This window comes from Actinoplanes sp. SE50/110 (genome assembly GCF_900119315.1).
In the GTDB taxonomy this organism is placed as follows: domain Bacteria; phylum Actinomycetota; class Actinomycetes; order Mycobacteriales; family Micromonosporaceae; genus Actinoplanes.
Window position 1 is genome coordinate 697,820 of the sequence record NZ_LT827010.1, and the last position, 25,265, is coordinate 723,084.

At 72.5% G+C, this 25,265-nt stretch carries 21 protein-coding genes and 1 pseudogene; 13 read left to right on the forward strand and 9 right to left on the reverse strand.

All coding sequences use genetic code 11. The features are described 5' to 3' along the window. Positions 1 to 180: 180 nt before the first annotated feature. Positions 181 to 2,307 (forward strand): ATP-dependent DNA helicase RecQ, encoded by a 2,127-nt coding sequence (locus tag ACSP50_RS03035; protein ID WP_014687684.1) that lies wholly within the window; start codon positions 181 to 183, stop codon positions 2,305 to 2,307. Between the two features lie 433 nt (positions 2,308 to 2,740). Here ACSP50_RS03035 and ACSP50_RS03040 read toward each other — a convergent pair whose 3' ends face one another. Together ACSP50_RS03040 and ACSP50_RS03045 are read right to left on the reverse strand one after the other, a co-directional pair. Beyond that, positions 2,741 to 3,196 (reverse strand): GNAT family N-acetyltransferase, encoded by a 456-nt coding sequence (locus ACSP50_RS03040; RefSeq protein WP_014687685.1) that lies wholly within the window; start codon positions 3,194 to 3,196, stop codon positions 2,741 to 2,743. A 461-nt stretch (positions 3,197 to 3,657) separates the two neighbouring features. Further along, positions 3,658 to 4,608: a nucleotidyl transferase AbiEii/AbiGii toxin family protein gene (locus tag ACSP50_RS03045; RefSeq protein ID WP_231956853.1), complete on the reverse strand. Its 951-nt coding sequence runs from the start codon at positions 4,606 to 4,608 to the stop codon at positions 3,658 to 3,660. Positions 4,609 to 4,693: 85 nt separating this feature from the next. On the opposite strand from ACSP50_RS03045, the gene ACSP50_RS03050 reads away from it, so the two are divergent. The 3 genes from ACSP50_RS03050 to ACSP50_RS03060 all read left to right on the forward strand — a co-directional run bounded on the left by ACSP50_RS03050 (position 4,694) and on the right by ACSP50_RS03060 (position 6,366). Continuing rightward, a complete protein-coding gene (locus ACSP50_RS03050) occupies positions 4,694 to 4,999 on the forward strand; it encodes a metal-sensitive transcriptional regulator (protein WP_014687687.1) in 306 nt (101 codons plus the stop codon). A gap of 61 nt (positions 5,000 to 5,060) precedes the next feature. Further along, entirely contained in the window at positions 5,061 to 5,273 is a 213-nt protein-coding gene (locus ACSP50_RS03055; RefSeq protein ID WP_014687688.1) for a heavy-metal-associated domain-containing protein, read from the forward strand. Then, positions 5,266 to 6,366: a hypothetical protein gene (locus ACSP50_RS03060; RefSeq protein ID WP_014687689.1), complete on the forward strand. Its 1,101-nt coding sequence runs from the start codon at positions 5,266 to 5,268 to the stop codon at positions 6,364 to 6,366. The genes ACSP50_RS03055 and ACSP50_RS03060 overlap by 8 nt, the downstream gene beginning before the upstream one ends. Here the strand turns inward: ACSP50_RS03060 and ACSP50_RS03065 are convergent. Continuing rightward, positions 6,352 to 7,494 carry an SAM-dependent methyltransferase gene (locus ACSP50_RS03065; protein ID WP_043513442.1) on the reverse strand — a complete coding sequence of 381 codons (1,143 nt, stop codon included), beginning with the start codon at positions 7,492 to 7,494 and terminating at the stop codon, positions 6,352 to 6,354. The genes ACSP50_RS03060 and ACSP50_RS03065 overlap by 15 nt on opposite strands. Positions 7,495 to 7,603: 109 nt before the next feature. Between ACSP50_RS03065 and ACSP50_RS03070 the strand changes: the two are divergent. Next, positions 7,604 to 8,227 (forward strand): annotated as a pseudogene (locus ACSP50_RS03070) (heme oxygenase (biliverdin-producing)). Positions 8,228 to 8,721: 494 nt separating this feature from the next. Here the strand turns inward: ACSP50_RS03070 and ACSP50_RS03075 are convergent. From ACSP50_RS03075 to ACSP50_RS03085, 3 genes are all read right to left on the reverse strand, one after another. Next, positions 8,722 to 10,668, reverse strand: coding sequence for a DEAD/DEAH box helicase (locus tag ACSP50_RS03075; RefSeq protein ID WP_014687693.1), 1,947 nt, complete (start codon positions 10,666 to 10,668; stop codon positions 8,722 to 8,724). Positions 10,669 to 10,884: 216 nt separating this feature from the next. Continuing rightward, positions 10,885 to 11,109, reverse strand: a complete 225-nt coding sequence (locus tag ACSP50_RS03080; RefSeq protein WP_014687694.1) for a DUF3107 domain-containing protein — start codon at positions 11,107 to 11,109, stop codon at positions 10,885 to 10,887. A gap of 39 nt (positions 11,110 to 11,148) precedes the next feature. Then, the gene (locus tag ACSP50_RS03085) at positions 11,149 to 11,808 is read right to left on the reverse strand and encodes a TetR/AcrR family transcriptional regulator (protein WP_014687695.1); all 660 of its coding nucleotides are present in this window, start codon (positions 11,806 to 11,808) and stop codon (positions 11,149 to 11,151) included. Between the two features lie 638 nt (positions 11,809 to 12,446). Between ACSP50_RS03085 and ACSP50_RS03090 the strand changes: the two genes are divergently transcribed. Genes ACSP50_RS03090 through ACSP50_RS03100 form a run of 3 tightly spaced genes read left to right on the forward strand, consistent with a single transcriptional unit; the run spans position 12,447 to position 15,703 of the window. After that, a complete protein-coding gene (locus tag ACSP50_RS03090) occupies positions 12,447 to 13,811 on the forward strand; it encodes a Daple (protein ID WP_369793943.1) in 1,365 nt (454 codons plus the stop codon). Then, positions 13,811 to 14,770: an alpha/beta fold hydrolase gene (locus tag ACSP50_RS03095; RefSeq protein ID WP_043510757.1), complete on the forward strand. Its 960-nt coding sequence runs from the start codon at positions 13,811 to 13,813 to the stop codon at positions 14,768 to 14,770. The genes ACSP50_RS03090 and ACSP50_RS03095 overlap by 1 nt, the downstream gene beginning before the upstream one ends. Positions 14,771 to 14,821: 51 nt before the next feature. Next, positions 14,822 to 15,703, forward strand: coding sequence for a DUF3152 domain-containing protein (locus ACSP50_RS03100; protein ID WP_014687698.1), 882 nt, complete (start codon positions 14,822 to 14,824; stop codon positions 15,701 to 15,703). Positions 15,704 to 15,919: 216 nt separating this feature from the next. On the opposite strand, the gene ACSP50_RS03105 is transcribed toward ACSP50_RS03100, so the two are convergent. Beyond that, positions 15,920 to 16,585: a hypothetical protein gene (locus ACSP50_RS03105; RefSeq protein WP_155123431.1), complete on the reverse strand. Its 666-nt coding sequence runs from the start codon at positions 16,583 to 16,585 to the stop codon at positions 15,920 to 15,922. A 97-nt stretch (positions 16,586 to 16,682) separates the two neighbouring features. Here ACSP50_RS03105 and ACSP50_RS43700 point away from each other — a divergent pair, with 97 nt between their 5' ends. The 3 genes from ACSP50_RS43700 (at position 16,683) to ACSP50_RS03120 (ending at position 21,536) form a co-directional block, all read left to right on the forward strand. Continuing rightward, the gene (locus tag ACSP50_RS43700) at positions 16,683 to 19,334 is read left to right on the forward strand and encodes a DUF3152 domain-containing protein (protein ID WP_231956854.1); all 2,652 of its coding nucleotides are present in this window, start codon (positions 16,683 to 16,685) and stop codon (positions 19,332 to 19,334) included. A 122-nt stretch (positions 19,335 to 19,456) separates the two neighbouring features. Then, positions 19,457 to 20,638 carry an adenylyltransferase/sulfurtransferase MoeZ gene (gene moeZ, locus ACSP50_RS03115; protein WP_014687701.1) on the forward strand — a complete coding sequence of 394 codons (1,182 nt, stop codon included), beginning with the start codon at positions 19,457 to 19,459 and terminating at the stop codon, positions 20,636 to 20,638. 91 nt (positions 20,639 to 20,729) lie between these two features. Further along, positions 20,730 to 21,536, forward strand: a complete 807-nt coding sequence (locus ACSP50_RS03120) for a prenyltransferase/squalene oxidase repeat-containing protein (RefSeq protein ID WP_014687702.1) — start codon at positions 20,730 to 20,732, stop codon at positions 21,534 to 21,536. An 88-nt stretch (positions 21,537 to 21,624) separates the two neighbouring features. On the opposite strand, the gene ACSP50_RS03125 is transcribed toward ACSP50_RS03120, so the two are convergent. Together ACSP50_RS03125 and proB are read right to left on the reverse strand one after the other, a co-directional pair. Continuing rightward, a complete protein-coding gene (locus ACSP50_RS03125) occupies positions 21,625 to 22,866 on the reverse strand; it encodes a glutamate-5-semialdehyde dehydrogenase (RefSeq protein WP_014687703.1) in 1,242 nt (413 codons plus the stop codon). Between the two features lie 10 nt (positions 22,867 to 22,876). Further along, complete coding sequence (gene proB, locus ACSP50_RS03130) at positions 22,877 to 23,989, reverse strand: glutamate 5-kinase (RefSeq protein ID WP_172898729.1); 1,113 nt, start codon at positions 23,987 to 23,989, stop codon at positions 22,877 to 22,879. A 62-nt stretch (positions 23,990 to 24,051) separates the two neighbouring features. Between proB and ACSP50_RS03135 the strand changes: the two genes are divergently transcribed. Beyond that, a complete protein-coding gene (locus tag ACSP50_RS03135; protein ID WP_014687705.1) occupies positions 24,052 to 24,375 on the forward strand; it encodes an MGMT family protein in 324 nt (107 codons plus the stop codon). Next, positions 24,353 to 25,162 carry a class I SAM-dependent methyltransferase gene (locus ACSP50_RS03140; protein WP_014687706.1) on the forward strand — a complete coding sequence of 270 codons (810 nt, stop codon included), beginning with the start codon at positions 24,353 to 24,355 and terminating at the stop codon, positions 25,160 to 25,162. The genes ACSP50_RS03135 and ACSP50_RS03140 overlap by 23 nt, the downstream gene beginning before the upstream one ends. The last annotated feature ends 103 nt before the right edge of the window (positions 25,163 to 25,265 follow it).

The following is a 25,265-nucleotide window of genomic DNA, read 5'->3' on the forward strand; positions in this document are numbered from 1 at the left end:
GCCGTCATGGCTCGCATCGCTTCCTCCCCGTCGCGAGAAGTTCGGATGCCCAGCAGCTTGGCCCGGCGCGGCGACCGCCGCACGACTTTCTCCTCGTTCTGTGGATAACCCCGGACTGTGGATAACTCCGGTTCTGTCGGTGGCGGCTGATAGACATGCCGGGTGACCGAGACGACGCGGATGACAGCCGATGCGGCCGAGCGGGCGAGTGTGCGGGAGCGCGCCGAGCAGGTGCTGCGCCGGCTCGCCGGAGAGCACGCGAGACTGCGAGAGGATCAGTGGCGTGCCATCGAGGCGCTCACCGTCGACCGGCGCCGGGTGCTGTGCGTGCAGCGCACCGGGTGGGGCAAGTCGGCGGTCTATTTCGTGGCCACCGCCCTGCTGCGGGCCGGCGGTTCGGCCGGCCCCACGGTGATCGTGTCCCCGCTGCTCGCGCTCATGCGCAACCAGGTCGACGCGGCTGCCCGGGCCGGCATCCGGGCTCGCACCATCAACTCGGCCAACCTCGACGAGTGGTCCGAGATCGAGCAGGAGATCCGGGCCGGCACGGTCGACGTGCTGCTGATCAGCCCCGAGCGGCTGAACAATCCCGACTTCCGCGACAACGTGCTGCCCGGCCTCGCCCACAGCACCGGGCTGCTCGTGGTCGACGAGGCGCACTGCGTCTCCGACTGGGGTCACGACTTCCGGCCCGACTATCGCCGTCTGCGCACCTTCCTGGCCGGCCTGCCCGGCCGCACCCCGGTGCTGGCCACCACGGCCACCGCGAATGCCCGGGTCACCGCCGACGTCGCCGACCAGCTCGGCGACGCGCTGGTGCTCCGCGGGCCGCTCGACCGGGATTCGCTGCGCCTCGCGGTGCTGCGGCTGCCCGAGCCGGCACACCGGTTGGCCTGGCTCGCCGACCATTTGGAGCGCCTGCCCGGCTCCGGCATCGTCTACACGCTCACCGTCGCGGCCGCCACCGAGACCGCCGACTTCCTGCGGTCCCGAAATTTTCCGGTCGCTTCGTACACGGGCCAGGTCGACGACGCCGAGCGCCGCGCCGCCGAGCAGGACCTGCTGGACAACAAGATCAAGGCGTTGGTGGCGACGTCCGCGCTCGGCATGGGTTTCGACAAGCCCGACCTCGGCTTCGTCGTTCACCTCGGCGCGCCGAATTCCCCGATCGCGTATTACCAGCAGGTCGGTCGCGCCGGCCGGGCCGTCGAGCACGCCGAGGTGGTGCTGCTGCCCGGCCCGGAGGATGCGGCGATCTGGCGATATTTCGCCTCGCTGGCCTTCCCGCCGGAGGATCAGGTGCGTTCGGTGCTGGCCCAGCTCTCCGCCGACCGGCCGATGTCCACGCAGGCCCTGGAGCCCCTGGTCGATCTGCGGCGCAACCGCCTGGAGCTGATGCTCAAGGTGCTGGACGTCGACGGGGCGGTCCGCCGCACACGTGGCGGCTGGCTCGCCACCGGCGAGCCGTGGACCTACGACACCGCCCGGTTGCGGCGCGTCGCCGAGGCGCGCTCCGCCGAGCAACAAACCATGCTCGAGTACGCCGTGACCCCCACCTGCCGGATGGAATTCCTCCGCAGATGCCTCGACGACCCGGAGGCCACACCGTGCGGCCGGTGTGACAACTGTGCCGAGCCGCTCTTCGGCCCGGACGTGTCGGCCGGCTCGCTGGCCGCCGCCGAGGCGTTCCTCGGCCGTCCCGGGGTGGAGGTCGCGCCGAAGAAGATGTGGCCCACCGGCATGACCGCGGTCGGCATCTCGCTGAAGGGCAAGATCGGGCCGGCCGAGCAGGTCGAGCCGGGCCGGGCCGTCGGCCGCCTCTCCGATCTCGGCTGGGGCGCCCGCCTACGCGGCGTGGTCGGCCCCGAGTCCCCGGACGCACCGATCCCGGCCGAGCTCGCCGCCGCGGTCGTCGAGGTCCTCAAAGCGTGGGCGCGCGGCGATGACGCCTGGGCCCAGCGCCCGGTCGGCGTCGTGGCGGTCGGCTCACGACGTCATCCACAACTTGTCCACAGCCTCGCCGAGCACATCGCAACGGTCGGCCGCCTACCGTTGCTCGGCGTCCTCACCTCAGCCGGTTCCGGAGAGGAGACGTTCCGCGGCAACAGCGCCCAGCGCGTCCGCGCCCTGCACAACGCCTTCACCGTTCCACCCGAGGTCGCCGCCGGCCTCACCGTTCACCAGGGCCCGCTGCTGCTGGTCGACGACCTGGTCGACTCGGGCTGGACGATGGCCCTGGCCGGCCGCACCCTACGCCAGTCCGGCGCCCACTCCGTCCTTCCGCTGGCCCTGGCCGTCGCCAGCTGACCACCGCCCGGCCTACCTCGTCGGTCGGGTGGGCCTTGTTGCTTCTGCTGCGGGCCTGCCTTGTCTGGCGGGTGCGACCTGGTCGCTTCTGCCGCCGGGTCCGCTTCGGCGGGCGGGCGGACTCGGTCACTTCTGCGGCCTGACCCGCTTCGACTGGCGCGGGGAGGCTCGCTCTCCGACGGTGGGATGGTGCGTTATCCGGCGGTGAGCGAGGTTCGCTGCTCGGCGATGATGGGCGCGCTGTTCGGCGGTGGATGGAGTCCGCTGTCCGGCGGTGGATGGGCGCGTCGTCCGGCGTTGGATGGCGCGTCGTCTGTCGGTGGATGGGGCGCGCTGTCCGGCGGTGGATGGGGCGCGCTGTCCGGTGGTGGATGAGGCGCTCTGTCCGGTGGTGGGTGGCTGGGCCTATGGCAGCGGGGTGGGTGGCTGCGGATCAGGAGCGGCCCAGGATGGCGTTGCGGGTCGGGCGGCGGTCGATTTCCATGAAGCGGCCGGGGCCTTCCAACGGGGTGAAGCCGGAGCGGCGGTAGACCTCGTGGGCGTCGCGGGTGGCGAGCAGCAGGCGGAGGATGCCGCGGGCGGTCATGTCCTCGACGATGGTGTCGACCAGCCAGACGCCCAGACCGTGGCCGCGGTGCGACTCGGCGATGAAGACGTCGCAGACCCAGGCGAAGGTGGCGCCGTCGGTGACCACACGGGCGAAACCGACCTGCTCGCCATTGTGGAGGATGGAATAGGGCACGGAGCCGTCGATCGAGCGGGTGACCAGGTCGAGCGGGCGGCCGGTAGCCCAATAGGACTCCTCGGCCAGCCAGCGGTGTACGCGATCGATGTCGACCCGGCCTGCATCGTCGGTGAGGACGTAGCCGTCCTTCTCGCGGTCTTCCACGGTTGCTCCTTCAGCGATTCCGAACTTGCTGCATGGTGCCATGCGGTTCGGGCGGCTGCGCCAACGCTTTCCCACCGCCTGGCGAAGCGCAGGTCACAGCACCGCCACCCAGCTCCGGTTGATGCCTGGGACAAGACCGAGCACGGTTCCTCCGCGCGGCGCGGTGGTGGGACGCGTCGCGCGGGGCGGCGGCGCGGTGGTAGGACGCGTCGCGCGGGGGCGGCGGCGCGGTGGTGAGACGCGTCGCGCGGGGCGGCGCGTTGGTGGGACGCGTCGCGCGGGGGCAGCGCGTTGGTGGGACGCGTCGCGCGGGGGCAGCGCGTTGGTGGGACGCGTCGGGCGGCGGTGTGGGCAAGGGGGCAGCGTGGGTGGCTGGCGTGGTCGTGGGGGAGGGGCGGCGCGATGGCGGGACGCGTCGCGCGGTGGTGTCGGCAGTGGGGCAGCGCGGGTGGCTGGCGTGGTCATGGGGCAGGGGCGGCGGTCAGGTGGGGGAGGGCGGTGGCGAGCCGGGTCAGCCAGGGCGCCGGGCCGCCGGGTAGCGGGCCGTCGATGGTCCAGCCGGCCAGGGCGGTCGGTGATAAGGGCTGGGGCAGCGCCAGCCGCTGCAGGCGGGGCCGCAGGCGGATCTGGGGGAGTTCGGCCAGCAGGACGGCGTCGTACAGGTCTTTGGCGGCGGACCGGCCCTCCGACTGCTGGTCGGCGGCCAGCCAGTGGAGTTTCCAGGCCAGGGAGAGCTCCCGGCCGGCGGTGAGGACGGCGATCGGCGGGGCGGCGACCCGCGGCACGGCGGTCAGGACGGGTGGGGTGGGGAGTGGTTCGTCGTACGACAAATCGATCTGCATGTGACCGGGAAGGCCGGCGGGGGTGGTCCACGGGATGCGGAGCCGGGCTCGGCCGTTCTCGCTGGTGGTGGTGTATTCGTCCGGTTCGCTGTAGTCCCAGCTGAGGTTCTCGGTGGCGGCGTCGAGGTCGAGCAGGACGCCGTCGGGGGTGCGGGGATGCCCGGTGAGCAGGTCGATCAGGAACTGGTGGGCGAAGTCGAACGGCTCGGACACGTCGAGGCTGGTCATCCAGTGCAGGCCCTCCGGTGGGAGGACGGGGCGCAGGCCGCCGGTCTCGAACTCCTCGAAGGTCCAGATCTCGTTGCGGGCGCCGCCGTGGACGGCCTCCGGCCAATGCTGGGACGGGCCGAGGTGGGGGACGAACGGCCACGGCTCGCGGGTGTCGACGCCGACGATCGGGCTGGGGAGCAGAATCAGGTCGAGGTCGCCGGGTGGGCGGGCGGCGTCGCCGACCCAGGCCGGCATCGCCATGCTGCCGCGCAGGACCACCGTCTCGGCCCACTCGGAGCCGGCGATCAGCGTCACGACATGATCGAGAGCGGATCGGTGTGCCACCTGCCATTCCGTCACGGCGGCAATCTAACGGTCGGGTACGACAATGTCCGGCGAACGGTACGCAAGTCCCGCGGATACCGGCGGGGGGTATGCTAGGGGCATGTCGGAGGAGGCGAACACGGGGCACGGTCCGCACGGCTACTCGGGGGACAAGGCTGCCCTGCTCGGGCGGCTGCGGCGGATCGAGGGCCAGATCCGCGGGCTGCAGCGGATGGTGGACGAGGACACGTACTGCATCGATGTCCTGACCCAGATCTCCGCGGCGAAGAGTGCGCTGCAGGCGGTCGCGGTCGGGCTGCTGGAGGATCATCTGGCCCACTGCGTGGTGGATGCGGCACGCGCCGGGGACCCGTCCGACAAGGTCAAAGAAGCGTCGAACGCGATCGCCCGACTGATCAAATCCTGACGGAACCCGAGCGGGTCGTCGAGCGACTAACCATGTGCAACGGTAGTGAAAGGCGTTCAAGATGGCTGTCACCAGCACCTACACCGTCCAGGGCATGACCTGCTCGCACTGCGTCAACGCGGTGACCGAGGAGATCTCGGCGCTTCCGGGGGTGGCCGAGGTGAGCGTGGACCTGGCTTCCGGCGGTGTCACGGTGACCAGCGAGGCGCCGCTCACCGACGACGCGGTCCGCGCGGCGGTCGACGAGGCCGGCTACCAGCTCGCGGATGCCTGACCAGCCCGGCGCCGACGCCACGACCCACAGGGGCGAATTAGCCGGCGAAGGCAGGGCAGCCGACCCGACGCCCGCTGTCCCCGAACCGCAGAGTGCGATAAAGAAGCAGAAGTCCGTCAAGTCCGGCAGATGGTCACTCCCGGACACGACCGACGATGCCCTGCACCAGGACGACGAGCCGGAGCATCCCCCCAGCGGAAACACCTTCCGGCTCGCCGCCTTCGGCGCCCTGCTCATCGTCGTCCTGTTCGCCGGCTACGGCCTGGGCCGCCTCAACAACGGCACCGCCACCCCGGCCGCCGCCGGCCCCAGCCCCACCACCGGCATGGTCATGAACGAGAACATGCCGCACACCCACGGCACCACCGGCACCGGCGTCACCATGGCCGCGGCGCTCGGCGGCCTCTCCCTCAGCTCCGACGGACTCACCCTGCACCCGGCCGCCACCAGTTTCGACGCCGGTCACCGCGCGCGCCTCAGCTTCGTGATCGACGGTCCGGGCGGCGCCCCGGTCACGTCGTACGCGATCGTCCACGACAAACCGCTGCACCTGATCATCGTCCGCCGCGACCTGACCGGGTTCCAGCACCTGCATCCGACGATGGCCACCGACGGCACCTGGTCGATCGATCTGACCCTGGACCGGCCCGGCGCCTACCGCATGATCACCGATTTCACCGCGCTGGCCGGCGGCCGACAGATCGCCACCACACTCGGCACCGATCTCACCGTCGCCGGCGATTACGCGCCGCAGCCGCTCCCGCCGGCCGACCGTCGGACCACCACCGGTGGATTCACGGTCAGTTACGAGGGCGCGCCGAACACCCAGGCCGTCCAACCCGTCCTGATCAGTGTGACCGGGGCCGACGGCCGCCCGGCGACCGTCGAGCCGTATCTGGGCGCTTTCGGTCATCTGGTCGTGCTGCGCCGCGGCGACGTCGCCTATCTGCACATCCACCCGGAGCTGCAGCCGGTCGACGGCAAGGTCAAGTTCTGGGTCACCGCGCCCGGCCCGGGCGACTACCGGATGTTCTTCGACTTCCAGGTCGCCGGGCAGGTGCACACCGCGGAGTGGACCCTAACCGTCGGCTAGCAGCCGGGACAGCGCCGGCGTGACGCCCCACTGCCGGATCAGCGCGTCATACTCGGCGTGCTGCTCCGGCGTCGCCGCCGCACCGCTGCGCCGCGCCCGCAGCATCAGATTGCGCGGCGTGTGCGCCGAGTCGATGAACTCCACCACGTCGACCCGGTAGCCGTGCAACCGCAGCAGTGCGGCCCGCAGCGAGTCGGTCAGCACGTCCGCGAACCGTTCCCGGACGATGGCGTGCCGGGTGAACTCCGCGTACGGCGACGGCGCCGCACCGCCCTTGAGCTGGGCCGCGATGTCGTGGTGGCAGCACGGCGCGGCCAGCACCCAGCGCGCCTCCCAGCGCACCGCGCGGGCCAGCGCCTGGTCGGTCGCGGTGTCGCAGGCGTGCAGCGCGAGCACCAGGTCGGGGGTGAACGGCAGCTCGGCCTCCTCGATGGTGCCGGCCACGAAGCTGACCTCGGCCGCACATCCGAGCTGGGCGGCGACCGCGTTGTTGCGTACCCGCTGATCCTCGCGGACATCGACCCCGGCGATCTGGAGTGTCACGCCGCGCCCGGCCAGATAGCGGTAGGCGGCGAAGGTCAGATAAGCGTTTCCGCAGCCCAGGTCGACGACGCGGAGCGTCGGCGGCAGCTCGTCGGGCAGTGTCGCGGCGAGCGCGCGCAGGAACGCGTCGATCTGCCGCCGTTTCGCGGCGTTGCCGCCGATCACCTCGAACAGCGGGTCACCCGGGTCGAGCAGCCACTGTTTCGCCCGGTCGTGGTCCTGCGCGACGGGCGCCGCGACGGTCGCCGCGCGGTGCACCTGGGCCTCGCCCTTCTTGGTGATCCGCACCTGGACGGTGGCGGAATCGGTCTCGATGTGCCAGTTGCCGAACGGCTCGGCGAGCAGCTCGTCGATCGCGGCGGCCGCTTCCGCGCCGGGTGTGACGTTGCGGGTGGCGGGTCGGGCACCGTCGTCGGTGACGATCTGCAATTTCGGACCGCTCTTCAGAGTCACCGGCCGTAGCTGGGCTCGGGTCACCGACGGTAGCTGTCCGCGGCGCCGCCCGGCCGCGACGGCACGGGTCAGACCGGGGGCGAGCAGCAGTTCGCGCACCTCGGCGAGGGCTTGGTCGAGCGGTTGTGGCATCCCACCATTCTGCCCGGTCGCCATGGGCGCCCCGCGGGGGCTAGTTTGATCGTCGACGCGGAAGGGGGAGCATCCGATGTGGTCACTGGCGGATCCGCCAAACACCGGCATGCTCTCCGGCCAACTGCGGAGAATTCTGGGCGAGGCGTACGCCGCGGTCCGCCACCATCGTTTCGTCGTCGCCCTGGCCGGCGGGCGGCTGCCGATCGCCGCCTACGCCGAGCTCGTCGCCCAGCACTGGTTCGTCTACGAGTCGCTGGAGTTGGCCACGGCCGCGATGGCCTGCGATCCGGTGGCCGGCCGATTCCACTTCCCGGAGCTCTTCCGGGTGCCGGCGATCGAGGCTGACCTGCGCTTTCTGCACGGTCCGTGCTGGACCGGGCGGATCGCCGCACTGCCGGCCACGACCACCTAATGCACGCGGTTGCGATCCGCGGCCTTCGACCGGGCCACCGGTTTCGTCGCGCACCACGGCGCCCGCTACCTCGGCGACCTCGACGGTGGTCAATGGCTGGGCGCCGCCGTCCTCGAAGTGTATCGATTCCGCCGCGAGGGCTACCGCTTCTTCGTCTTCGAGGGCGTCGACCCGGAGCTCTTCCCGGCCTGCTACTACCGGCAGCTGGATGCGACGCCGTGGTGTCGGGCCGAGCAGCACGCCTTCCTGGCCGAGGTGACGGCGGCCGGCCAACTCTCGGTCAACCTGCTGACCGACTTAGCCGATCGATGGCTCTAAACACCCAAAAATCCGATTAGAGTACGTCGTAAGCCGCGTGACCGCCCCATCCAGCCCCTCCGCCGCGCTCAGCCGGCGCCGCTAACCGTGCCACGTCAGCGGCGGATGTACCCCGCGAGAAGTGGGGTCCCGGGAAATGGGCCAGCACCAGGCGCGTGGTGATCGGCGTGGCGGTGTCGGCGTGCCCTGCGGTGTGAGGCGCGGGGCCGGCTGGGCGCGGTGCAAGGGCGCGCGGCGGTGTGAGGCGCGGGGCTGGCTGGGCGCGGTGCAAGGGCCGCGCGGCGGTGTGAGGCGCGGGGGTCGTGGATGGCGGGTCCTCAGGCTCGCGGCGGTGTGCGGGCTGCGGGTCCTGGCAGACGCGGCGGCTGCGCGCGCCGGCGGGCAAAAGTGCGGCGCCCGGGCGGCGGCGGGCAAAAGTGCGGCGCCCGGGCGGCGGCGGGCAAAAGTGCGGCGCCCGGGATCGTGGATGCGATCCCGGGCGCCGGTGTGTCAGATCAGGCTTCGGCGGTGCCGACCCCTGCCTCGGAGCCGGCGCTCATGCTGTCCGCCGGCTCGTCGGCGCGAGTCGTCCGCCGCCGACGGCGACGCGGGGCGGCGTCACCGGTGGACGCGGACTCCGCGGCCGGCTCGGCAGCGACGGCGGCGGCCGGAGCGGCTTCCGCGACCGGAGCGGCCGGGCCTGCGGCGGCCGGGCCTGCGGCGGCCGGGCCTGCGGCGGCCGGAGCTGCGGCAGCCGGGGCAGTGGTAGCCGGGTCAGAGGTGGCCGGGGCAGCGGTGGTGGCGACCGAAGCTGTCGCCGGGGCGTCCGTGGCCGCCGACGCGGTGTCGGAGAATTCCACGGTCGTGGCCGGCGCCCGGCGGCGGCGGTTGCGCGAGCGCGGCGCCGGCTCGTCACCCGAAGGGGCCACGGCCGACGGCTCGGCGGGGCTTTCCAGGGCGGGGGCTGACGGCGTACCGCCAAGCTCGGAAGCCGGACCCTCGACCACCTTGCGCCGGCGCCGCTGCCGCTGGGGACGGTCGCCGCCGTCGCCGGCCGGCGAAGCCGGGTCGGACGGCGCTGCCGGGGCAGAGCCGGAGCCGCCGCGGGACCGCCCGCCGCGTGCCGGACGGGACGACCGCCGGCCGCGGCCACCGCCGCCGAGATCCTCCTCGATCTCGGCCGACAGGCCGGCCCGGTTGCGTTCCGCGGTCGGCAGCGTGCCCGAGACGTCCGACGGGATGTCCAGGTCGGCGTAGAGCGCGGGGCTGGTGTGATACGTCTCCGGGGGCTCCGGCATGCCGAGCACCAGCGACTTGTCGATCAGGACCCAGCGCGGCATGTCCTCCCAGTCGACGAACGTCACCGCGACACCGGTGGCGCCGGCGCGACCGGTGCGGCCGATGCGGTGCGTGTACGTCTCCGGGTCCTCCGGACAGTCGTAGTTGAGCACGTGGGTGACGCCGGAGACGTCCAGGCCGCGGGCGGCGACGTCGGTGGCGACCAGCACGTCGATCTTGCCGCTGCGGAAGGCCCGCAGCGCGCGCTCACGGGCGCCCTGACCCAGGTCGCCGTGCACCGCGGCGACCGCGAAGCCGCGGAAGTCCAGTTCCTCGGAGACCTTGTCGGCGGCCCGCTTGGTCCGCGTGAAGATCATCGTGAGCCCGCGGTCCCTGGCCTGCAGGATCCGGGACACCATCTCGATCTTGTTGAGCGGGTGCGTGCGGTAGACCACCTGCTTGGTCAGCGGGTTCGGCCCGCTGTCGGTGGTGTGCCCGGCGTGGATGGTCATCGGGTTGCGCAGGAACCGGCGGGACAGCGCCACGATCGGGTCCGGCATGGTGGCCGAGAACAGCATGGTCTGCCGCTGCTCCGGGAGCATCGCCAGGATCTTCTCGACGTCGTCGAGGAAGCCCAGGTCGAGCATCCGGTCGGCCTCGTCGAGGACCAGCGCGGCCACCGCGTTCAGCTTCAGCTGCTTCTGCTTGGCCAGGTCGAGCAGCCGGCCGGGGGTGCCGACGAGAATCTCGACACCCTTCTTCAGCTGCTCCACCTGCGGCTCGTAGGCGACGCCGCCGTAGATCGGCAGCACCCGGACACCGCGCGTGCTGCCCGCGGCGGCCAGGTCGCGGGCCACCTGCAGGCCCAGCTCGCGGGTGGGGACGACGATCAGCGCCTGAGGGCGGCCGTCGGCGCCCTCGGACGGGGCGAGGACCCGCTCCAGCAGCGGAAGGCCGAAGCCGAGGGTCTTGCCGGTACCGGTCGGCGCCTGGCCGATCAGGTCGGTGCCGCGCAGCGCGATCGGCAGCGCGTACTCCTGGATCGCGAAGGCGTGCGTGATGCCGGCCTTCGCCAGCGCCTCGACGGTCTCCGGCCGGACGCCCAGGTCAGCGAAGGTGGGGCTGTCCGGGCGGACCGGGGCGCGGTTCGTCACGGGGATGAGAGCTTGCTCAATGTCGGTCATGAAGTTTTACGGGTGCCCTCTCGTGGTGCGCCCGTCGACTGTCCTGGGGCGCGGTCTGTTGTGGCGCGGGCCGCACGCTCGAAAGCGGGCCACACGCGGGGCCGCCAGCGACTGGGCACCGGCGGCGACAGACTCCACTCTACCCGACCCATAGCAGACGTACGCGAGAGCAGTTGCGGGAGGGAACCCTGATCACCAGGGCCCCCTCCCGTCACCTCAGCGGGTGGTGAAGCCGAACGGCCGGTGTGAGGCCTCGGCGATCTCCACGTAGGCCAGCTTGGTGACCGGGACGATCACCTTGCGGCCCTTCTCATCCGTGAGCGAAAGGACGCCGTCCTTGGCCAGAGCCTCGGACACGGCCTGCTCGACCTCCGCCGGGGTCTGCGCGCTTTCGAGCACGAGCTCACGCGGCGACTGTTGCACGCCGATCTTGACCTCCACGGAGTCCTCCTCTGTCAACCCGTGTACCGCTTGGAAAGGCTATCCGATTTCCGGTGCCGTTCCGGCCGTTGAACCGCCCTGGAGGGGGAAGCTGGCGATCCCGCGCCAGATCAGAGCGGCGACGAGGCTCTCGGCTTCAGCTTTGGGCGTACGACGGCCGTTCGCCAACCAGTACTGAGCGGCCGCCCCGGAGGCCCCGGCGAGGCCCGAGGCGAGCAGTTGGGCCTGATCGGGGCGCAGCCCGGTGTCCGAGATGATCGTCTCGGTCAGCGCCACGATGCAGCCCTGCTCGACCCGCTCCACCCGCTGGCGCACCTGCGGGTCGTTGCGCAGGTCGGACTCGAAGACGAGCCGGAACGCCTCGCTCTCGTGGTCCATGAAGTCGAAGTAGGCCCGGACGGCACCCTTCACCCGCTCCTTGTTGTCCGGGGTCGCCTCCAACGCGCCCCGGACCTTGGCGATGATCGCGTCGCAGTGGGTGTCGAGCAGCGCCAGGTAGAGCTCGAGCTTGCCGGGGAAGTGCTGATAGAGCACGGGCTTGGAGACACCCGCGCGCTCGGCGATGTCGTCCATCGCGGCGGCGTGGTAGCCGTGCGCGACGAAGATCTGCTGAGCGGCGGCCAGCAGTTGCTTTCGGCGTGCCGATCTGGGCAGCCGGGTGGGGCGGGTGGTCTGAGCCCCGCCGGACGCGGCGGTCATATCTGGTGAACCTCCAGGGGGTCGGTCCCCGCGGTTTGTCGACGCGGATTGCCCGGATCGGCGCATGTCGCGGTCGTGCGGGCAATTGTCGCGACGCTGCAACTTATCGCCACTGCAACCACACGGTAGCCTCAGCGGGGGCGAGCGAGGAGCACGCGGTGGATGAAACAGGGCATTCCGGAGACGCCGGAGCCGCGCATGGCGGCAACGGCGCCGACGCGCGTGACCGCAATCGGGTGAACGGGTGGGTGAACGGCGAAAACCCGTGGTCGAACGCGGGTTCCGCACGGGAACAGGAGGCCGACGTGCCCCCGTGGCGGCGCGGCGCCATCGGCCGGCAGCCGAGCCCGACACGCCCTTTCGGACCGGCTCCCAGCTCCGCCGTGCCGGCGCAGGTGCCCCCGCCGCCGGGGTTCGTGGACCCGCCACCGTCCACCGAGATTCCCCCTTCCGGGGCCGCCGAGCCCACACCGTGGCCCGCTGAACGCAGCCGTCTGGCTGACATTCTCGGTCACCGGCCGCGTCCGGTCGATACGGCGTCCACCGGGCCCGCCCCGAGCAGTGCACCCCCCTACCCGTACGAGGGCGACCTCGACGACTCGTATCACTCCGCCACCGCGCAGCGCGCGGCCGTGCCGATGCCCCGGCCGGTCCCGTCCGCCCGGGGCGACTGGCAGCCCGCCGAGCCGGGCCCGACCCTGGGAGATCCCCTGAGCCGTACCGACGCGCCGTCCGAGCCGATCCGTTCCCGCCACGCGCTGGTCAACGACACCCTCGCGCAGGGCCTGCCCCGGGTGGAGCCGGCGGCCCCGCAGGGGGACCAGCGATCGGTGGACAACGAGGCCCGCACCGGCCTGCCGACGTACGATGCCTCCAGCTTCTCCCGCCGGGCTTACGAGCCGTCGGCGCCGCCCGCCTTCCCCGCCCCGGTCTTCCCCGGATATTCCGGTACACCGGAGGAGGTGGCGGCCGCGCTGGGCGAGCCCAGCGACGCCCTGCCCCAGCGCGTGCCGGCCCAGCCGGACGTGCCCCGAGTTCCGGAGCCGCCCTCCGTGGAGCCATCGGCCGAGGCGCCCGCCCTGGCGCGCATCGCGACGCACCTGCGCCGCGGGGACGTCGTGCCCGCCCAGGAGCGGCAGGAGGGCTTCGACGTGCAGGCCATCCTCGCCGCGGTGCGCGAGGTCGACGGAGTCCGGGACGCCTCGCTGAAAGCCACCCCGGCCGGCGCGCACAGCCTGCGCCTGGACCTGGCCGACGGCGCCGACGCGGCCGAGGTGAGCCGACACGTCGCCCGGCTGCTGGCCGAGCGGATGGGCCTGGACGCGGCGATGCCCGGCGGAATGCCGGCCGGTCCGCTGCCCGCCGACCCGCTGTCCCCCGGTCCGCTGCAGTCCAGCCCGACGCCGCCGCCTACCCCGGCACCCCGGCCGGCCCGTGCCTCGGTCAAGCCGGTGTCGCCGGCACCCGTGCCCACGCCGGCCCCGGTCTCGGCCGCCCCGGTGTCGACCCCGCCGGCCCCCGCCACCGAGCGTGCCGCTGTCACCCCGCGAGACCTCAACGGTCCCCGCCCGCTCGACCCCGGCGACCGCCCCGGCCCCCGCGTCCTGATCGAGAACGTGCACGTCAACACGTTCGGCGCGGACGCCTCCGTCGAGGTGCGACTGCGTGCCGGCGACCGGACCGCCTCCGGCGTCGCCACCGGCCCGGCCGTCGACGGCTACCTGCTGCGCCTGTGTGCCACCGCCACCGCGGGCGCGGTCGACGAGCTGCTCGCCGTCTCCACCCACACCGACGGCCCGGCCCGCTGCTTCGTCGAGCACGCGGCCGCCGTCTCGTTCGGTTCCACCCAGGTCGCCGTCGTGGTGCTGCTGCTGTCCTGCGCCGGTGGCGGCTGGGTCGAGCAGCTCTCCGGCTCGGCCGTGGTCACCGGTGACGATCGGCACGCGATGGTCCGCGCCACACTGGCCGCGGTCAATCGCCGCGCCGAGGCACTGTTGGCGTAGTGAAAGGCGCGATGCTGGCCGGCGAGGACACGCTCCTGCCGGAGGGTGAGGTGCCGCCACCGTGGCCCGCACGACGGGTCGAGGTGGGCGGCGCCATGCTGCACGTGCGGGACACCCCGGCACTGGGCCCGGACGCCGAGCCCGCGGTCTACGTGCACGGCCTCGGCGGTTCCTCCCAGAATTTCACCGACCTGGCCGGCCTGCTCGCCGACCGGTTCGACGGGCAGGCGGTCGACCTGCCCGGATTCGGCTACAGCGACCCCAGCCCGCGATATTCGATTCCGGCCTTCGCGGCCACCCTGATCGACTATCTGGACGCGTCCGGCCGCGGCCCGGTGCACCTGGTCGGCAACTCGCTGGGCGGGTCCATTTCGGTACGGGTCGCCGCGCTGCGCCCCGACCTGGTGCGCACCCTCACCCTGATCTCCCCGGCGATGCCGTTCCTCGACCCACGTCGCACCGCACAGGGCCCGGTGCTGCCGCTGCTCGCGCTGCCGGGTGCCGAACGCCTGATGGCGTGGGCGCTCACCCGGGTCACCGCGGAACAGATGGCCGAGCAGGTGCTGGCCGCCTGCTTCGGCGACACCAGCAAGGTGCATCCGCAGCGGCGGGCCGAGGCGATGGCGGAGATCCAGCTCCGCTACACCGTCGCCCACTATCCGCGGGCCTACCTGGGCACCCTGCGCGGCCTCGTCGGCAGTTTCCTGCGGGCGTACCTGCCGGGCGTCAACTCGCAGTGGCGGCTGGCCGCCCAGATCCAGGCCCCCACCCTGGTGATCGGCGGGCTGACCGACAAACTGGTCGACCCGCGGGTGCCCGTCCAGGTGGCCAGGACCATCCCGGACAGCCGGCTGCTGATCCTGCCCGGCGTCGGGCACGTCGCGCAGATGGAGGTGCCCCGGCTGGTCGCCCGCGCGATCGTCGGCATGCTGGAGGACATCCGCGCACCGCACCGCTGATCCGGCACGGGGCCATGTGAATGGCGCTCGTGTGCGAGGCTGGTGCGCACCATGGTCCCTTCCGGTACGCCCACCCTCGAACCGCCGGCACGTGCCACCGATCGATGGCGGCAGTGGTGGCCGGCGCTGTTCGCGATCACGCTGGTCCTGCTGGTGGTCATCACGGTGGCGGTCCGGCACTCCGGGAGGCCGACGCCGTCCGCCGCCGCGACGCCGTCCCCGGCGGCCTCCCCGTCGGCTGCGCCGACCTCGGCGGCGCCCACCCTGGAACACACCTCGGCTCCGCCATCGGCCGGCCCCACCTCGTTGGACCCCGAGATCCTGCAGGTGCCCGGGGCGGTCCCGACGCACGGTTCCGGCGATTTTGTGTACGCCGTGAAACGCGGCGCCGTGCTCGGCGGCAAAGGCCCGATCCGTCGGTTCCACGTCGCCGTGGAGAAGGGCTCCGGGGAGGACGCGAACGCGTTCGCCACTCTGGTGGTGTCGACTCTCGGCGACGCGCGCAGCTGGGTCGGTGACGGAAACCTGCGCCTGCAGATGGTCGACGCGGACGATCACGCCGACTTCACGGTCTACCTGGCGACCCGGGAGACGGCCGGAGAGATGTGTCAGCGGGGTGGCACGAACATCCACATCGGCGGCGTCCCGTACACGTCCTGCCGCGTCCCCGGCGCCGCGATCATCAACCTGGACCGCTACCGGAAGTCGGCCAAGCCGTATCTCGCCGCCAAGATCCCGCTGGCCACCTACCGGATGTATGTGATCAACCACGAGGTCGGGCACGAGCTGGGCCACCACCACGAGGGCTGCCCCGAGCCGGGCGGCCCGGCGCCGGTCATGGTCCAGCAGACGTTGATGCTGCGCGGTTGCGTGCCCTACTCCTGGCCGCGCCTCGACAACCACCCGTTCACCGGACCGTCCGTCTCCCACTGACCCGCTCCTACTGACCCGGTTCCCGGGGCGTGGTCCGCGGCGGTGCGGTTCGCGGCGGTGCGGATCGCGGCGGTGCGGATCGCGGCGGTGCGGATCCCGGCGGCGCCGTCCGCTGCGAGGCGGGGGTGCCGGCCGGCAGCCGCCAGCCGGTCGAGGGGCGGGGTGGTGCGGGGTTTCTCCGGTGGGGAATTCGATTCTCCTGTGACGCGCGTCGAGTCATGGCACGCTGGCGGATGTTATGGCAAACGCGACAAATGCCTCCCCGGACCCGGCCTTCGGCGACCAGCCGCCCGCCGGCGGCCGGCGTGCCCGCACCACGCCGAACCCCGCGAAGAAGACGTCCGCGGCGGCCGCGACATCGGCCAAGGGCGTCATCACGGCGAAGACCGACACCGCCAAGAAGGCCACACGGTCCGACGCCACGACGACATCCCGGTCCGGCGCCGCGAAGACAACCCGGACGGACGGCACGAAGACAACCCGGACGGCCGCCGCCAGGGCATCCCGGGCCGAGACTGTGAAGACCGCGCGGGCCGAGACTGTGAAGACCGCGCGAGCCGAGATTGTGAAGACCGCGCGAGCCGACACCGTGAAGACCGCGCGGGCCGACACTGTGAAGGCGACGCGTGGTCGGAGTGCGGCAGGCGAAGCGGGGCGCTCCGGTGCACCGGGCGCGGCGTCGTCCAGCGGATCCGGCACCGGTCGGCCCCGCAAGACCGCGGCCGATGTACCGGCGCGGAGCCGGGCGGTGGCCGCCGAGACGAGCACCGCGGCGCGGCCGCGGAAGACGCTGTCCAGCGACGCGTCGCCGGCCGGGACGACGCCGCGGAAGCCGGCAGCCGGGACGCCGCGCAAGCCCGCGGGCGGAGCGACGCCGCGCAAGACGATCAGCAGGGGCGGTGAGCCCGCTCGGCCGGCGCTGCACCCCGGCTCGGACCGCGACGAATCCGGCGGCCGGCACCGACGCAGCGGTGAGCCGGTGGAAACTTCGGGCGGCCGGCACCGGATGTCCGGCGAGGAACCCCTGGCTCGGCACCGCGCCGAAGGGGCCCCGCCGCGGCTCAACCCGTCCGCCGGAGCGCTGCAGGGGTCGGCGGCCGGAGGGCCGCAGGGGTCGGCGGCCGGAGCGCTGCAGGGGTCGGCGGCCGGAGCGCTGCACGGATCGGCGCCCGGGGCGCCACCCGGGTCGTCGGTCGGGTCGGCGGATCAGCCGGCGGGGGTGCCGGATCGGTCCTCGGCCGCGCGCCATGCGCAACCGCGCCCGGCCCCACCCCCGGTGGATCCGGAGACCGGCCTGCCACCCGGCATGACCCGCGGCATCCTGGAACTGGCCGCCGAACGCCTGGCCGCCTCCCGGGCTGCCCAGGCTGCTGCCCGGGCCGCGCAGGCCACCCCTACCGATACCGATTCCGCCGTCCCGACCAGGCAGGATGCTGCCGAGCCTGGCGCACCGGGAGTCCCGGATGCCGGCTGGGCTGCGGCGGATCTTCGCCGGCATTCGCCAGAGGCTTCGGTGGGACACGGACACCGGCCGTCGTTCCTCCCCGATGCGGGTCCGCAGGCAGCGCGGGGCGTGGACGTCTACGGGCAGCCGGTCGAGACGGCGCCGCGTGCGTCGGCGGCGGGGGCGGCTTCGGCGGCGCCCGATGTGGACGTCTATCACCAGCCGGTGGTCATCACCGAGGCTGAGCTGCATGCTCCGGCGGAGGTCGAGCCGCAGCCCGTCGACTGGCAGAGCATGCGGCGGATGCGGGCGGCCCGGGCGGCGGCACTGTCCGAGCAGCGTGCCGAACCGCGGCCGGACCCGGCCGCCGTCGACGGGCAAGGGGCGGGGCTGCAGCAGCAGGAGCCGCCCGCCGAAGCCGAGCCGATCGTGGAACCGGACCGCCCCAGCCGCCGCCGGCCGATCCTGCGGACGACCGCGGACACCCCGGCGCAGCCGCAGGACGCGGGACAAGCGGTGCACCCCGAGGCGGGACAGACGGCGTACTCGCCAGGGACGGAGCCGACGGCGTACCCGCAAGGGGCGGGGCCGACGGCATACCCGCAAGCGGCGGGGCCGACGGCGTACCCGCAAGCGATGGGACAGCAGGACGCCGCGATCCGATGGTCGGAAGCGGACCTGGACAGCCTGCGGCCCGCCCTTCCGCCGCAGTTCGTGTCCGATACCGCGGAGATTCCCCGCGTCTATCCCGATCTGCATGACCGGTCGGTGGCCTGGCCGGAGCCGGAGCCCGAGGACCCGCACGACGCCTGGTTCTGGTCAACGACCGACCACCCGCCGGCCGGCCTGCCGGAGAGTCTGCGACTTCCGGCCGGCATCCCGGAGGGCCTCTGGCATCCGGCCGAGGATGAGCGTGCCGCGGCCGGGAGTGATCTGGCCGGAACCGGTCTGGCCGCCTCTGACGTGGCCGGGATGGACCCAGCCTGGCCGGCGGAGGATGCCGGGAGCGCGGGGTATCCCGAATATGCGGAACTGGCGGGAGATGTCGGATTTGCGGCCTCGATGGGACACACCGGGTATGCGAATCCGGCCGATCAGACCGCGTTCGGCGAACAGGCGACCCATGAGCAACCGGCCTACGTCGATCCGCAGCAGTCCGGCCATATTCCGGCGCCCGCCGCCGCTCCGGCCGGGGCGGACGCCGCCGGCCTGACCGGGGCGCACGCCGCCGGCCTGGCAGAGGCACACGCCGTCGAGGTGAACACCGCCGCCGCGGCCGAGGTGCACGCTGATGATCTCCCCACCGCGCGGGGCGGTGCGACGCCGGTCGTCGAGATCGACCGTGACGCGCCGCCGGATGTCGACGGGCAGCCCGAGGAATCCGGCACGCTGACCCCGGACGGCCGGAAGCTGCTGCGCCGGCGCCGACGGGTCACCTTCCTGGCGTACGTCATGGTCGTCGCTCTCGTCCTGGTCGTCGGCCATGAGTTGCGGGACCGGCAGCGACCCGTGGCGGAGCCGGAAGCGGCGCGCCCGGCGCCGATCGGCGCCCCCGAGGCGGACCGCGGGCAGCGTGATCACCTGGCGGAGCAGCGCGGTTCGGCGCTGAGCGAGACGAACGGGAAAGCCGGGCACTTCCGGTACGTGACCTCGCGCGGCTCAGTCCTCGGCACCGGCGGTGACCTGCACCGGTTCAAGGTCGCCGTCGAGGAGACGGTCGGGGACGTCGCACCCGACGACTTCGCCCGGACCGTCGACCGCACGCTCGGCGACAGGCGGAGCTGGATCGGCGGCGGCAAGGTGCGCCTGCGCCGGGTGCCGAAGTCGGCCGACAACGCGGAGTTCACCGTCTTCCTGGCCTCGCCGACCACCTCGGAGAAGATGTGCGCGGCCGGTGGCCTGCACACCGAGGGGTTCACCTCGTGCCGGGTGCCGGGCCAGGTGATCATCAATGCTGAGCGTTGGGCGACCGCCATCCCGGAGTACGACGGCCACCTGGGCGAGTACCGGGAATACACGATCAACCATGAGGTGGGGCATCAGCTCGGGCACGGCCACGAAGGGTGCCCGGGCAAGGGCGAACCGGCTCCGGTGATGCTGCAGCAGACGTACGGTCTGGAGGGTTGCACCCGGAACGCCTGGCCGTTCCTGGACGGCGAGCGGTACGCAGGCGACGCGCGCCCGTAACGACCGGCCCGGAAATATTCCGCATCCCGCATGTCGGGCCCGTGTCCGACGTCATGGGCGTGGCGGCGCTCAACGAGCGACAATGGGCGACGATCCTTACCACCGAACCCGGGGAGTGAACTGTGGCTCTGCCCCCGCTCGTCGAGCCGGCCGCCGAGCTGAGCGTCGACGAGATCCGCCGCTATTCGCGTCACCTGATCATCCCCGACGTCGGGATGGACGGGCAGAAGCGGCTGAAGAACGCCAAGGTCCTCGCGGTCGGCGCGGGTGGCCTCGGCTCGCCGACCCTGCTCTACCTGGCCGCGGCCGGGGTGGGCACGCTCGGCATCATCGACTTCGACACGGTCGACGAGTCCAACCTGCAGCGCCAGATCATCCACGGCGTCTCGGATGTCGGCACGCCCAAGGCGGAGTCGGCGGCGCGCAGCATCGCCGAGGTCAACCCGCTGGTGAACGTGGTCATCCACAACACCGCGCTGGACCGCGACAACGTCAAAGAGATCTTCAGTCAGTACGACCTGATCGTCGACGGCACCGACAACTTCGCCACGCGGTACATGGTGAACGACGCCGCCGTGCTGCTCGGCAAGCCGTACGTGTGGGGCTCGATCTACCGCTTCGACGGCCAGGCCTCGGTCTTCTGGGAGGAGCACGGTCCCTGCTACCGCTGCCTCTACCCGGAGCCGCCGCCGCCCGGCATGGTGCCGAGCTGCGCCGAGGGCGGCGTCCTCGGCGTGCTCTGCGCGTCGATCGGCTCGATCCAGGTCAACGAGGCGATCAAGCTGATCACCGGCATCGGTGAGCCGCTGGTCGGGCGCCTGATGGTCTACGACGCTCTGGAGATGGAGTATCGCAAGATCAAGGTCCGGAAGGACCCGAACTGCGTGCTCTGCGGGGAGAACCCGACGCTGACCGACCTCATGGACGACTACGAGGACTTCTGCGGCGCGGTCTCCGAAGAGGCTCAGGAGGCGGTGACCGGTTCCACGATCACCGCGCGTGAGCTCAAGGACTGGCAGGACACCGGCAAGGACGTGTTCCTGGTCGACGTCCGCGAGCCGGCCGAGTGGGAGATCAACCGGATCCCCGGCGCCGTGCTGATCCCGAAGGGGGAGATCCTCTCCGGCGAGGCGTTGGCGAAATTCCCGCAGGACCGGCAGATCGTCCTGCACTGCAAGTCGGGCGTGCGCTCGGCGGAGGCGCTGGCCGCGCTGAAGGCGGCCGGCTTCAAGGACGCCGTGCACGTCCAGGGCGGCATCGTCTCCTGGGTCAACACCGTGGACCCGTCGCTGCCGTCGTACTGACGCACTGGGGAGGCCGATGTCACGTCATCGGCCTCCTAAAGTGTGACGGTCCGGTCGCCGAAACACAGAATCGACGGGTAGCTTCTCTATCGTGGTCGATATCGATGCCGCCATCGGGTACGTCGTTGCCCATGGCGACCCGGTCGAACGTGCTCGTCTGCACTATCTGCGGACGGGCCAGCCGGCCTCCCCGGAGATCATCGACCGGCTGTCCGGCGGTCAGATGTCCGAGGGCGGCTGGCCCGCCTCCGCCGACGGTCAGGTCCCCTCGGTCGACGCCACCTGCTTCCGGCTCAGCGAGCTCGACGACCTCGGCGGCCTGCAGGCCGGTCCGGTCGCCGAGCGGGCGCTGACCTGGCTCGCGAGCGCCCAGCGGTCCGACGGCACCTGGCAGGAGCACGAGTCCCTGGCCGGCGAGGCTCCGGCCTGGGCGATGCCCGGCGAGCCGGAGGCCACCCTCTACCTGACGTCGGTCGCCGGCTTCTGGCTGACCGCGGCAGCCGTCGAGAGCGACCCGTACCAGACCCGCGGGCGCAACGGCGAGGTGCTCGGCCGGGCGGCTGCCTTCGTCGCCTCGCAGCTGCGGCCGGACGGGTCCTGGCCGTCCTTCCTGGCGGCCGGCTGGCACCTCGCCGGCCTCCTGCACCAGCAGCAGTATTTCTACGAGTCGTCGCGGGTGCAGATCGTGCTGGGCGAGCGGCTGGGTGACATGGCCCCGGCCGACGTCGCGGCGATGGCGGCCGCGTTGCGCCGGGTCAACCTGGGCGACGACTGGCTGCTGCGCAACACGTGGAAGCGGCTGGGCGAGACGCAGCGCTCGGACGGCGGTTGGGACAGCAACGAGGGCCCGGTCTTCGACGTGAACGTCACCCTGACCGCCCTGCGCGCCTGCCGCTGACCATTTCGGGTCTTCGTTCCAGCGGTCCAGCACCGGACGGGGACCTCCACGCCGGTGGCTCTCGCCGGTCGGCGTGGAGTGCCGCGGATCAGCGGATGTGACCGTCGCCGGTGACGATGTACTTCGTCGAGGTGAGCTCGGGCAGGCCCATCGGTCCGCGGGCGTGCAGTTTCTGGGTGGAGATGCCGATCTCGGCGCCGAAGCCGAACTCGCCGCCGTCGGTGAACCGGGTCGACGCGTTCACCACGACGGCGGCGGCGTCGACGCCGGCGGTGAAGCGCCGGGTCGCGCCCAGCGACTCGCTGACGATCGCCTCGGTGTGCCCGGAGCCGAACTGCCGAATGTGGTCGAGCGCGTCCTCCAGCGAGTCGACCACCGCGACCGAGATGTCGGCCGACAGATATTCGGTGCCCCAGTCCTGCTCGGTGGCCGGGACCACGGCGTCGCTGTAGCCGGCCACCCGGGAGTCGCCGTGCACGGTCACCCCGGCCTCGGCGAACGCGGACAGGATCAGCGGCAGGAACGAGTCGGCGATCTCGGTGTGCACCAGCAGCGACTCGGCCGCGTTGCAGACCGAGTTGCGCTGCGTCTTGGAGTTCATCGTGATCGACAGCGCCTTCTCCAGGTCGGCGGCGGCGTCCACGTAGACGTGGCAGTTGCCCACCCCGGTCTCGATCACCGGCACCGTGGACTCCTCGACCACGGTGCGGATCAGGTCGGCGCCGCCCCGCGGGATCAGCACGTCGACCAGGCCGCGGGCGCGCATCAAATCCTTCACCGAGTCACGGGTGGTGGCGTCGAGCAGCTGGATCGTGTTGATCGGCAGGCCGGCGTCGGCGACCGCCTTGCGCAGCACCGCGACGATCGCCGCGTTCGACGAGAAGGCCGAGCGGGAACCGCGCAGCAGCGCCGCGTTCCCCGATTTCAGGCAGATGCCGGCGGCGTCCGCGGTCACGTTCGGCCGGCCCTCGTAGATCATCCCGACGACGCCGAACGGCACCCGGACCTGTCGCAGCTCCAATCCGTTGGCCAGGGTCGAGCCGCGCACCACGTCACCGATCGGGTCGGGCAGGGCGGCCAGCTGGCGCAGCCCGTCGGCCATCGCGGCGACCCGGGCCGGGCTCAGCGCCAGCCGGTCGACGATCGCCTCACCGGTGCCCGCCTCCCGTGCGGCCGCCACGTCCACCGCGTTCGCCGCGACGATGTCGTCGGTCCGCTCGACCAGGCGATCGGCCATCAGCAGCAGCGCCGCGTCCTTGTCCGCGCGGGTGGCCCCGGCCAGGTCGATGGCGGCGATCCGGGCCGCGGCCGCCTGCTCCAGCACGCTCATGACACACCTTTCACAGCAGTACGAGGTCGTCGCGGTGAACGACCTCTCGTTCATAGCCCGGGCCGAGCGCGGCCGCCAACTCCGGAGTGGACCGGCCGAGCAGCGCCGGCAGCTCGACCGCGTCATAGTTGACCAGGCCGCGCGCGACCGGGGCGCCCGAGCCGGCGTCGACCAGGTCCACCGGGTCGCCGGCGGCGAAGGAACCGTCCACCGCGGTGATCCCGGCCGGCAGCAGCGACTTGCGTCGGGCCACCACCGCGGTGACCGCGCCCGCGTCCAGGTGCAGGCGGCCGCGCGGCGCGGTGGCGTGCGCCAGCCAGAACAGCCGGGCGGTCGGCCGCGACTCGGCGGCCTGGAACAGGGTGCCGACCTCGGCGCCGGTCAGCGCGTCGGCGGCCAGCGGGGCGGCGGTCAGCACCACCGGGATGCCGAACCCGGTGGCGATCCGGGCCGCCTCCACCTTGGTCACCATGCCGCCGGTGCCGACCCCGGACCGGCCGGCCGAGCCGATCGCCACCCCCGCCAGGTCGGCGTCGTCGCGGACCAGCGGGATCCGGCGCGAGGCCGGGTCGGACGGGCTGCCGGTGTAGAGCGCGTCCACGTCGGAGAGCAGCACCAGCAGGTCGGCGTCGACCAGGGCGGCGACCAGCGCGGCCAGCCGGTCGTTGTCCCCGAAGCGGATCTCCTCGGTGGCCACCGTGTCGTTCTCGTTGACGATCGGCAGGGCGCCGAGATCCAGCAGTTTGCGCAGCGTCTGGTAGGCGTTGCGGTAGTGCGAGCGGCGGGTCACGTCGTCGACGGTGAGCAGCACCTGCGCGACGGTCCGGCCGTGCCGGGCGAAACCGGCGGTGTAGCGCCCGATCAACAGGCCTTGGCCGACCGCGGCGGCGGCCTGCTGGGTGGCCAGGTCACGCGGCCGGCGCGGCAGCTGCAGCGGGGCCAGGCCGGCGGCGATCGCGCCGCTGGAGACCAGCACCACCTCACGGCCCGCGCCGGCCAACCGGCCCAGCGCGTCGACCAGGGAATCCAGCCGCTGCTCATCGATGCCGCCCGCCGCGGTGGTCAGCGAGGACGACCCCACCTTGACCACGATCCGGCGCGCACCGGTCACCACTTCCCGCACCCGGCCCATTCTGCTCGGCCGCCCGGTGTCGATCCGGTCCGGATCCCATATCGTGGCCGGTGATGACACCCCAGGAGTACGTCGAAGCGGTTCTCACGCTCGTCGAGAGCATTCCGGAGGGCCGGGTGATGTCCTATGGGGCGGTCGCCGACGCGCTGGCCGAGGTCTCCGGGCGGAACTCGCCCCGGCAGATCGGCGGGATCATGTCCCGGCACGGCGGCGGGGTGCCGTGGCACCGGGTGGTGACCAGCGCCGGCCGGCTGCCGCCCGGGCACGAACGTGAAGCGCGGGCGCGGCTGCTCGCCGAGGGCGTACCGTTGCGCGGCGACCGGGTGCTGATCGAGAAAGCCGGGTGGAGTCCTGATGGAGACCGGACAGGCGAGTAGGACGGCGTACGCCGCGGCCCGATACCGCGCGGCCCACCAGGTGCTGGAGGACGGGGCGATCTTCGCCGACCCGCTGGCCCTGCGGATCCTCGGGCATCAGCCGGACGAGCTGCTGGGTGACGCGCCCCGGCGGGGGATGCGGCTGTTCATCGCGGCGCGGCACCGGTTCGCCGAGGATCATCTGGCGGCCGCGGTGGGCCGCGGGATCCGGACGGCGGTGGTGCTGGGGGCGGGGCTGGACACGTTCGCCTACCGGAATCCGCATCCCGGGCTCGAGGTGATCGAGATCGACCATCCGGACACGCAGGCGTGGAAGCGGGAGCGGCTCGCCTCGACCGGGATCGGCATTCCCGGCAACCTCCGATATGTCGGGATCGACTTCGAGCGGGACGACCTGGAAGCCCGGCTGACGCTGGAGCAGCCCGCGTTCTTCCTGTGGATGGGCGTGGTGCCCTACCTGACCGTCGACGGTTTCACCGAGACGCTGCGGTTCGTCGGCGGACGCGAGGGCAACGAGGTCGTCTTCGACTATGCGCAGTCCCCCGAGCGGATGCCGGCCGAGCGCCGCGCCGCCCTGGAAGCCCGCGCCGCCCGGGTCGCCAAGATCGGCGAGCCGTGGCTGACCTTCTTCGAGCCGGAGGAGATCGCCGCCACGCTGGGGGCGCACGGCTTCGGCGACATCGAGGACCTGGGGCCGTCCGGCCTGGCCGCCCGCTTCTTCGGCCGCACCGACGTCCCCGCCGACACTGCCGGTGGCCACATCCTGCACGCCCGGCGCGGGGTTTGACCGCGCCCACCCGCGGATGTCGCCCTTGCGGGTCGGGCGTTCTGGACGCGCAGCGGCCAGCCCGGCCCGGAAGGGTCCCGGCGGGAGCTGCGGTCAGTTATCG

Bases quoted from the DNA above. Each gene is read 5' to 3' on its own strand.
- ACSP50_RS03140 (WP_014687706.1), top strand. From the start codon at position 24,353: ATGGAGACCGGACAGGCGAGTAGGACGGCGTACGCCGCGGCCCGATAC.
- ACSP50_RS03060 (WP_014687689.1), top strand. From the start codon at position 5,266: ATGCCTGACCAGCCCGGCGCCGACGCCACGACCCACAGGGGCGAATTA.
- ACSP50_RS03125 (WP_014687703.1), bottom strand. From the start codon at position 22,866: ATGAGCGTGCTGGAGCAGGCGGCCGCGGCCCGGATCGCCGCCATCGAC.
- ACSP50_RS03090 (WP_369793943.1), top strand. From the start codon at position 12,447: ATGCCCCGGCCGGTCCCGTCCGCCCGGGGCGACTGGCAGCCCGCCGAG.
- ACSP50_RS03055 (WP_014687688.1), top strand. From the start codon at position 5,061: ATGGCTGTCACCAGCACCTACACCGTCCAGGGCATGACCTGCTCGCAC.
- ACSP50_RS03100 (WP_014687698.1), top strand. From the start codon at position 14,822: ATGGTCCCTTCCGGTACGCCCACCCTCGAACCGCCGGCACGTGCCACC.
- ACSP50_RS03065 (WP_043513442.1), bottom strand. From the start codon at position 7,494: ATGCCACAACCGCTCGACCAAGCCCTCGCCGAGGTGCGCGAACTGCTG.
- ACSP50_RS03135 (WP_014687705.1), top strand. From the start codon at position 24,052: ATGACACCCCAGGAGTACGTCGAAGCGGTTCTCACGCTCGTCGAGAGC.
- ACSP50_RS03075 (WP_014687693.1), bottom strand. From the start codon at position 10,668: ATGACCGACATTGAGCAAGCTCTCATCCCCGTGACGAACCGCGCCCCG.
- ACSP50_RS03035 (WP_014687684.1), top strand. From the start codon at position 181: ATGACAGCCGATGCGGCCGAGCGGGCGAGTGTGCGGGAGCGCGCCGAG.
- ACSP50_RS03085 (WP_014687695.1), bottom strand. From the start codon at position 11,808: ATGACCGCCGCGTCCGGCGGGGCTCAGACCACCCGCCCCACCCGGCTG.
- ACSP50_RS03050 (WP_014687687.1), top strand. From the start codon at position 4,694: ATGTCGGAGGAGGCGAACACGGGGCACGGTCCGCACGGCTACTCGGGG.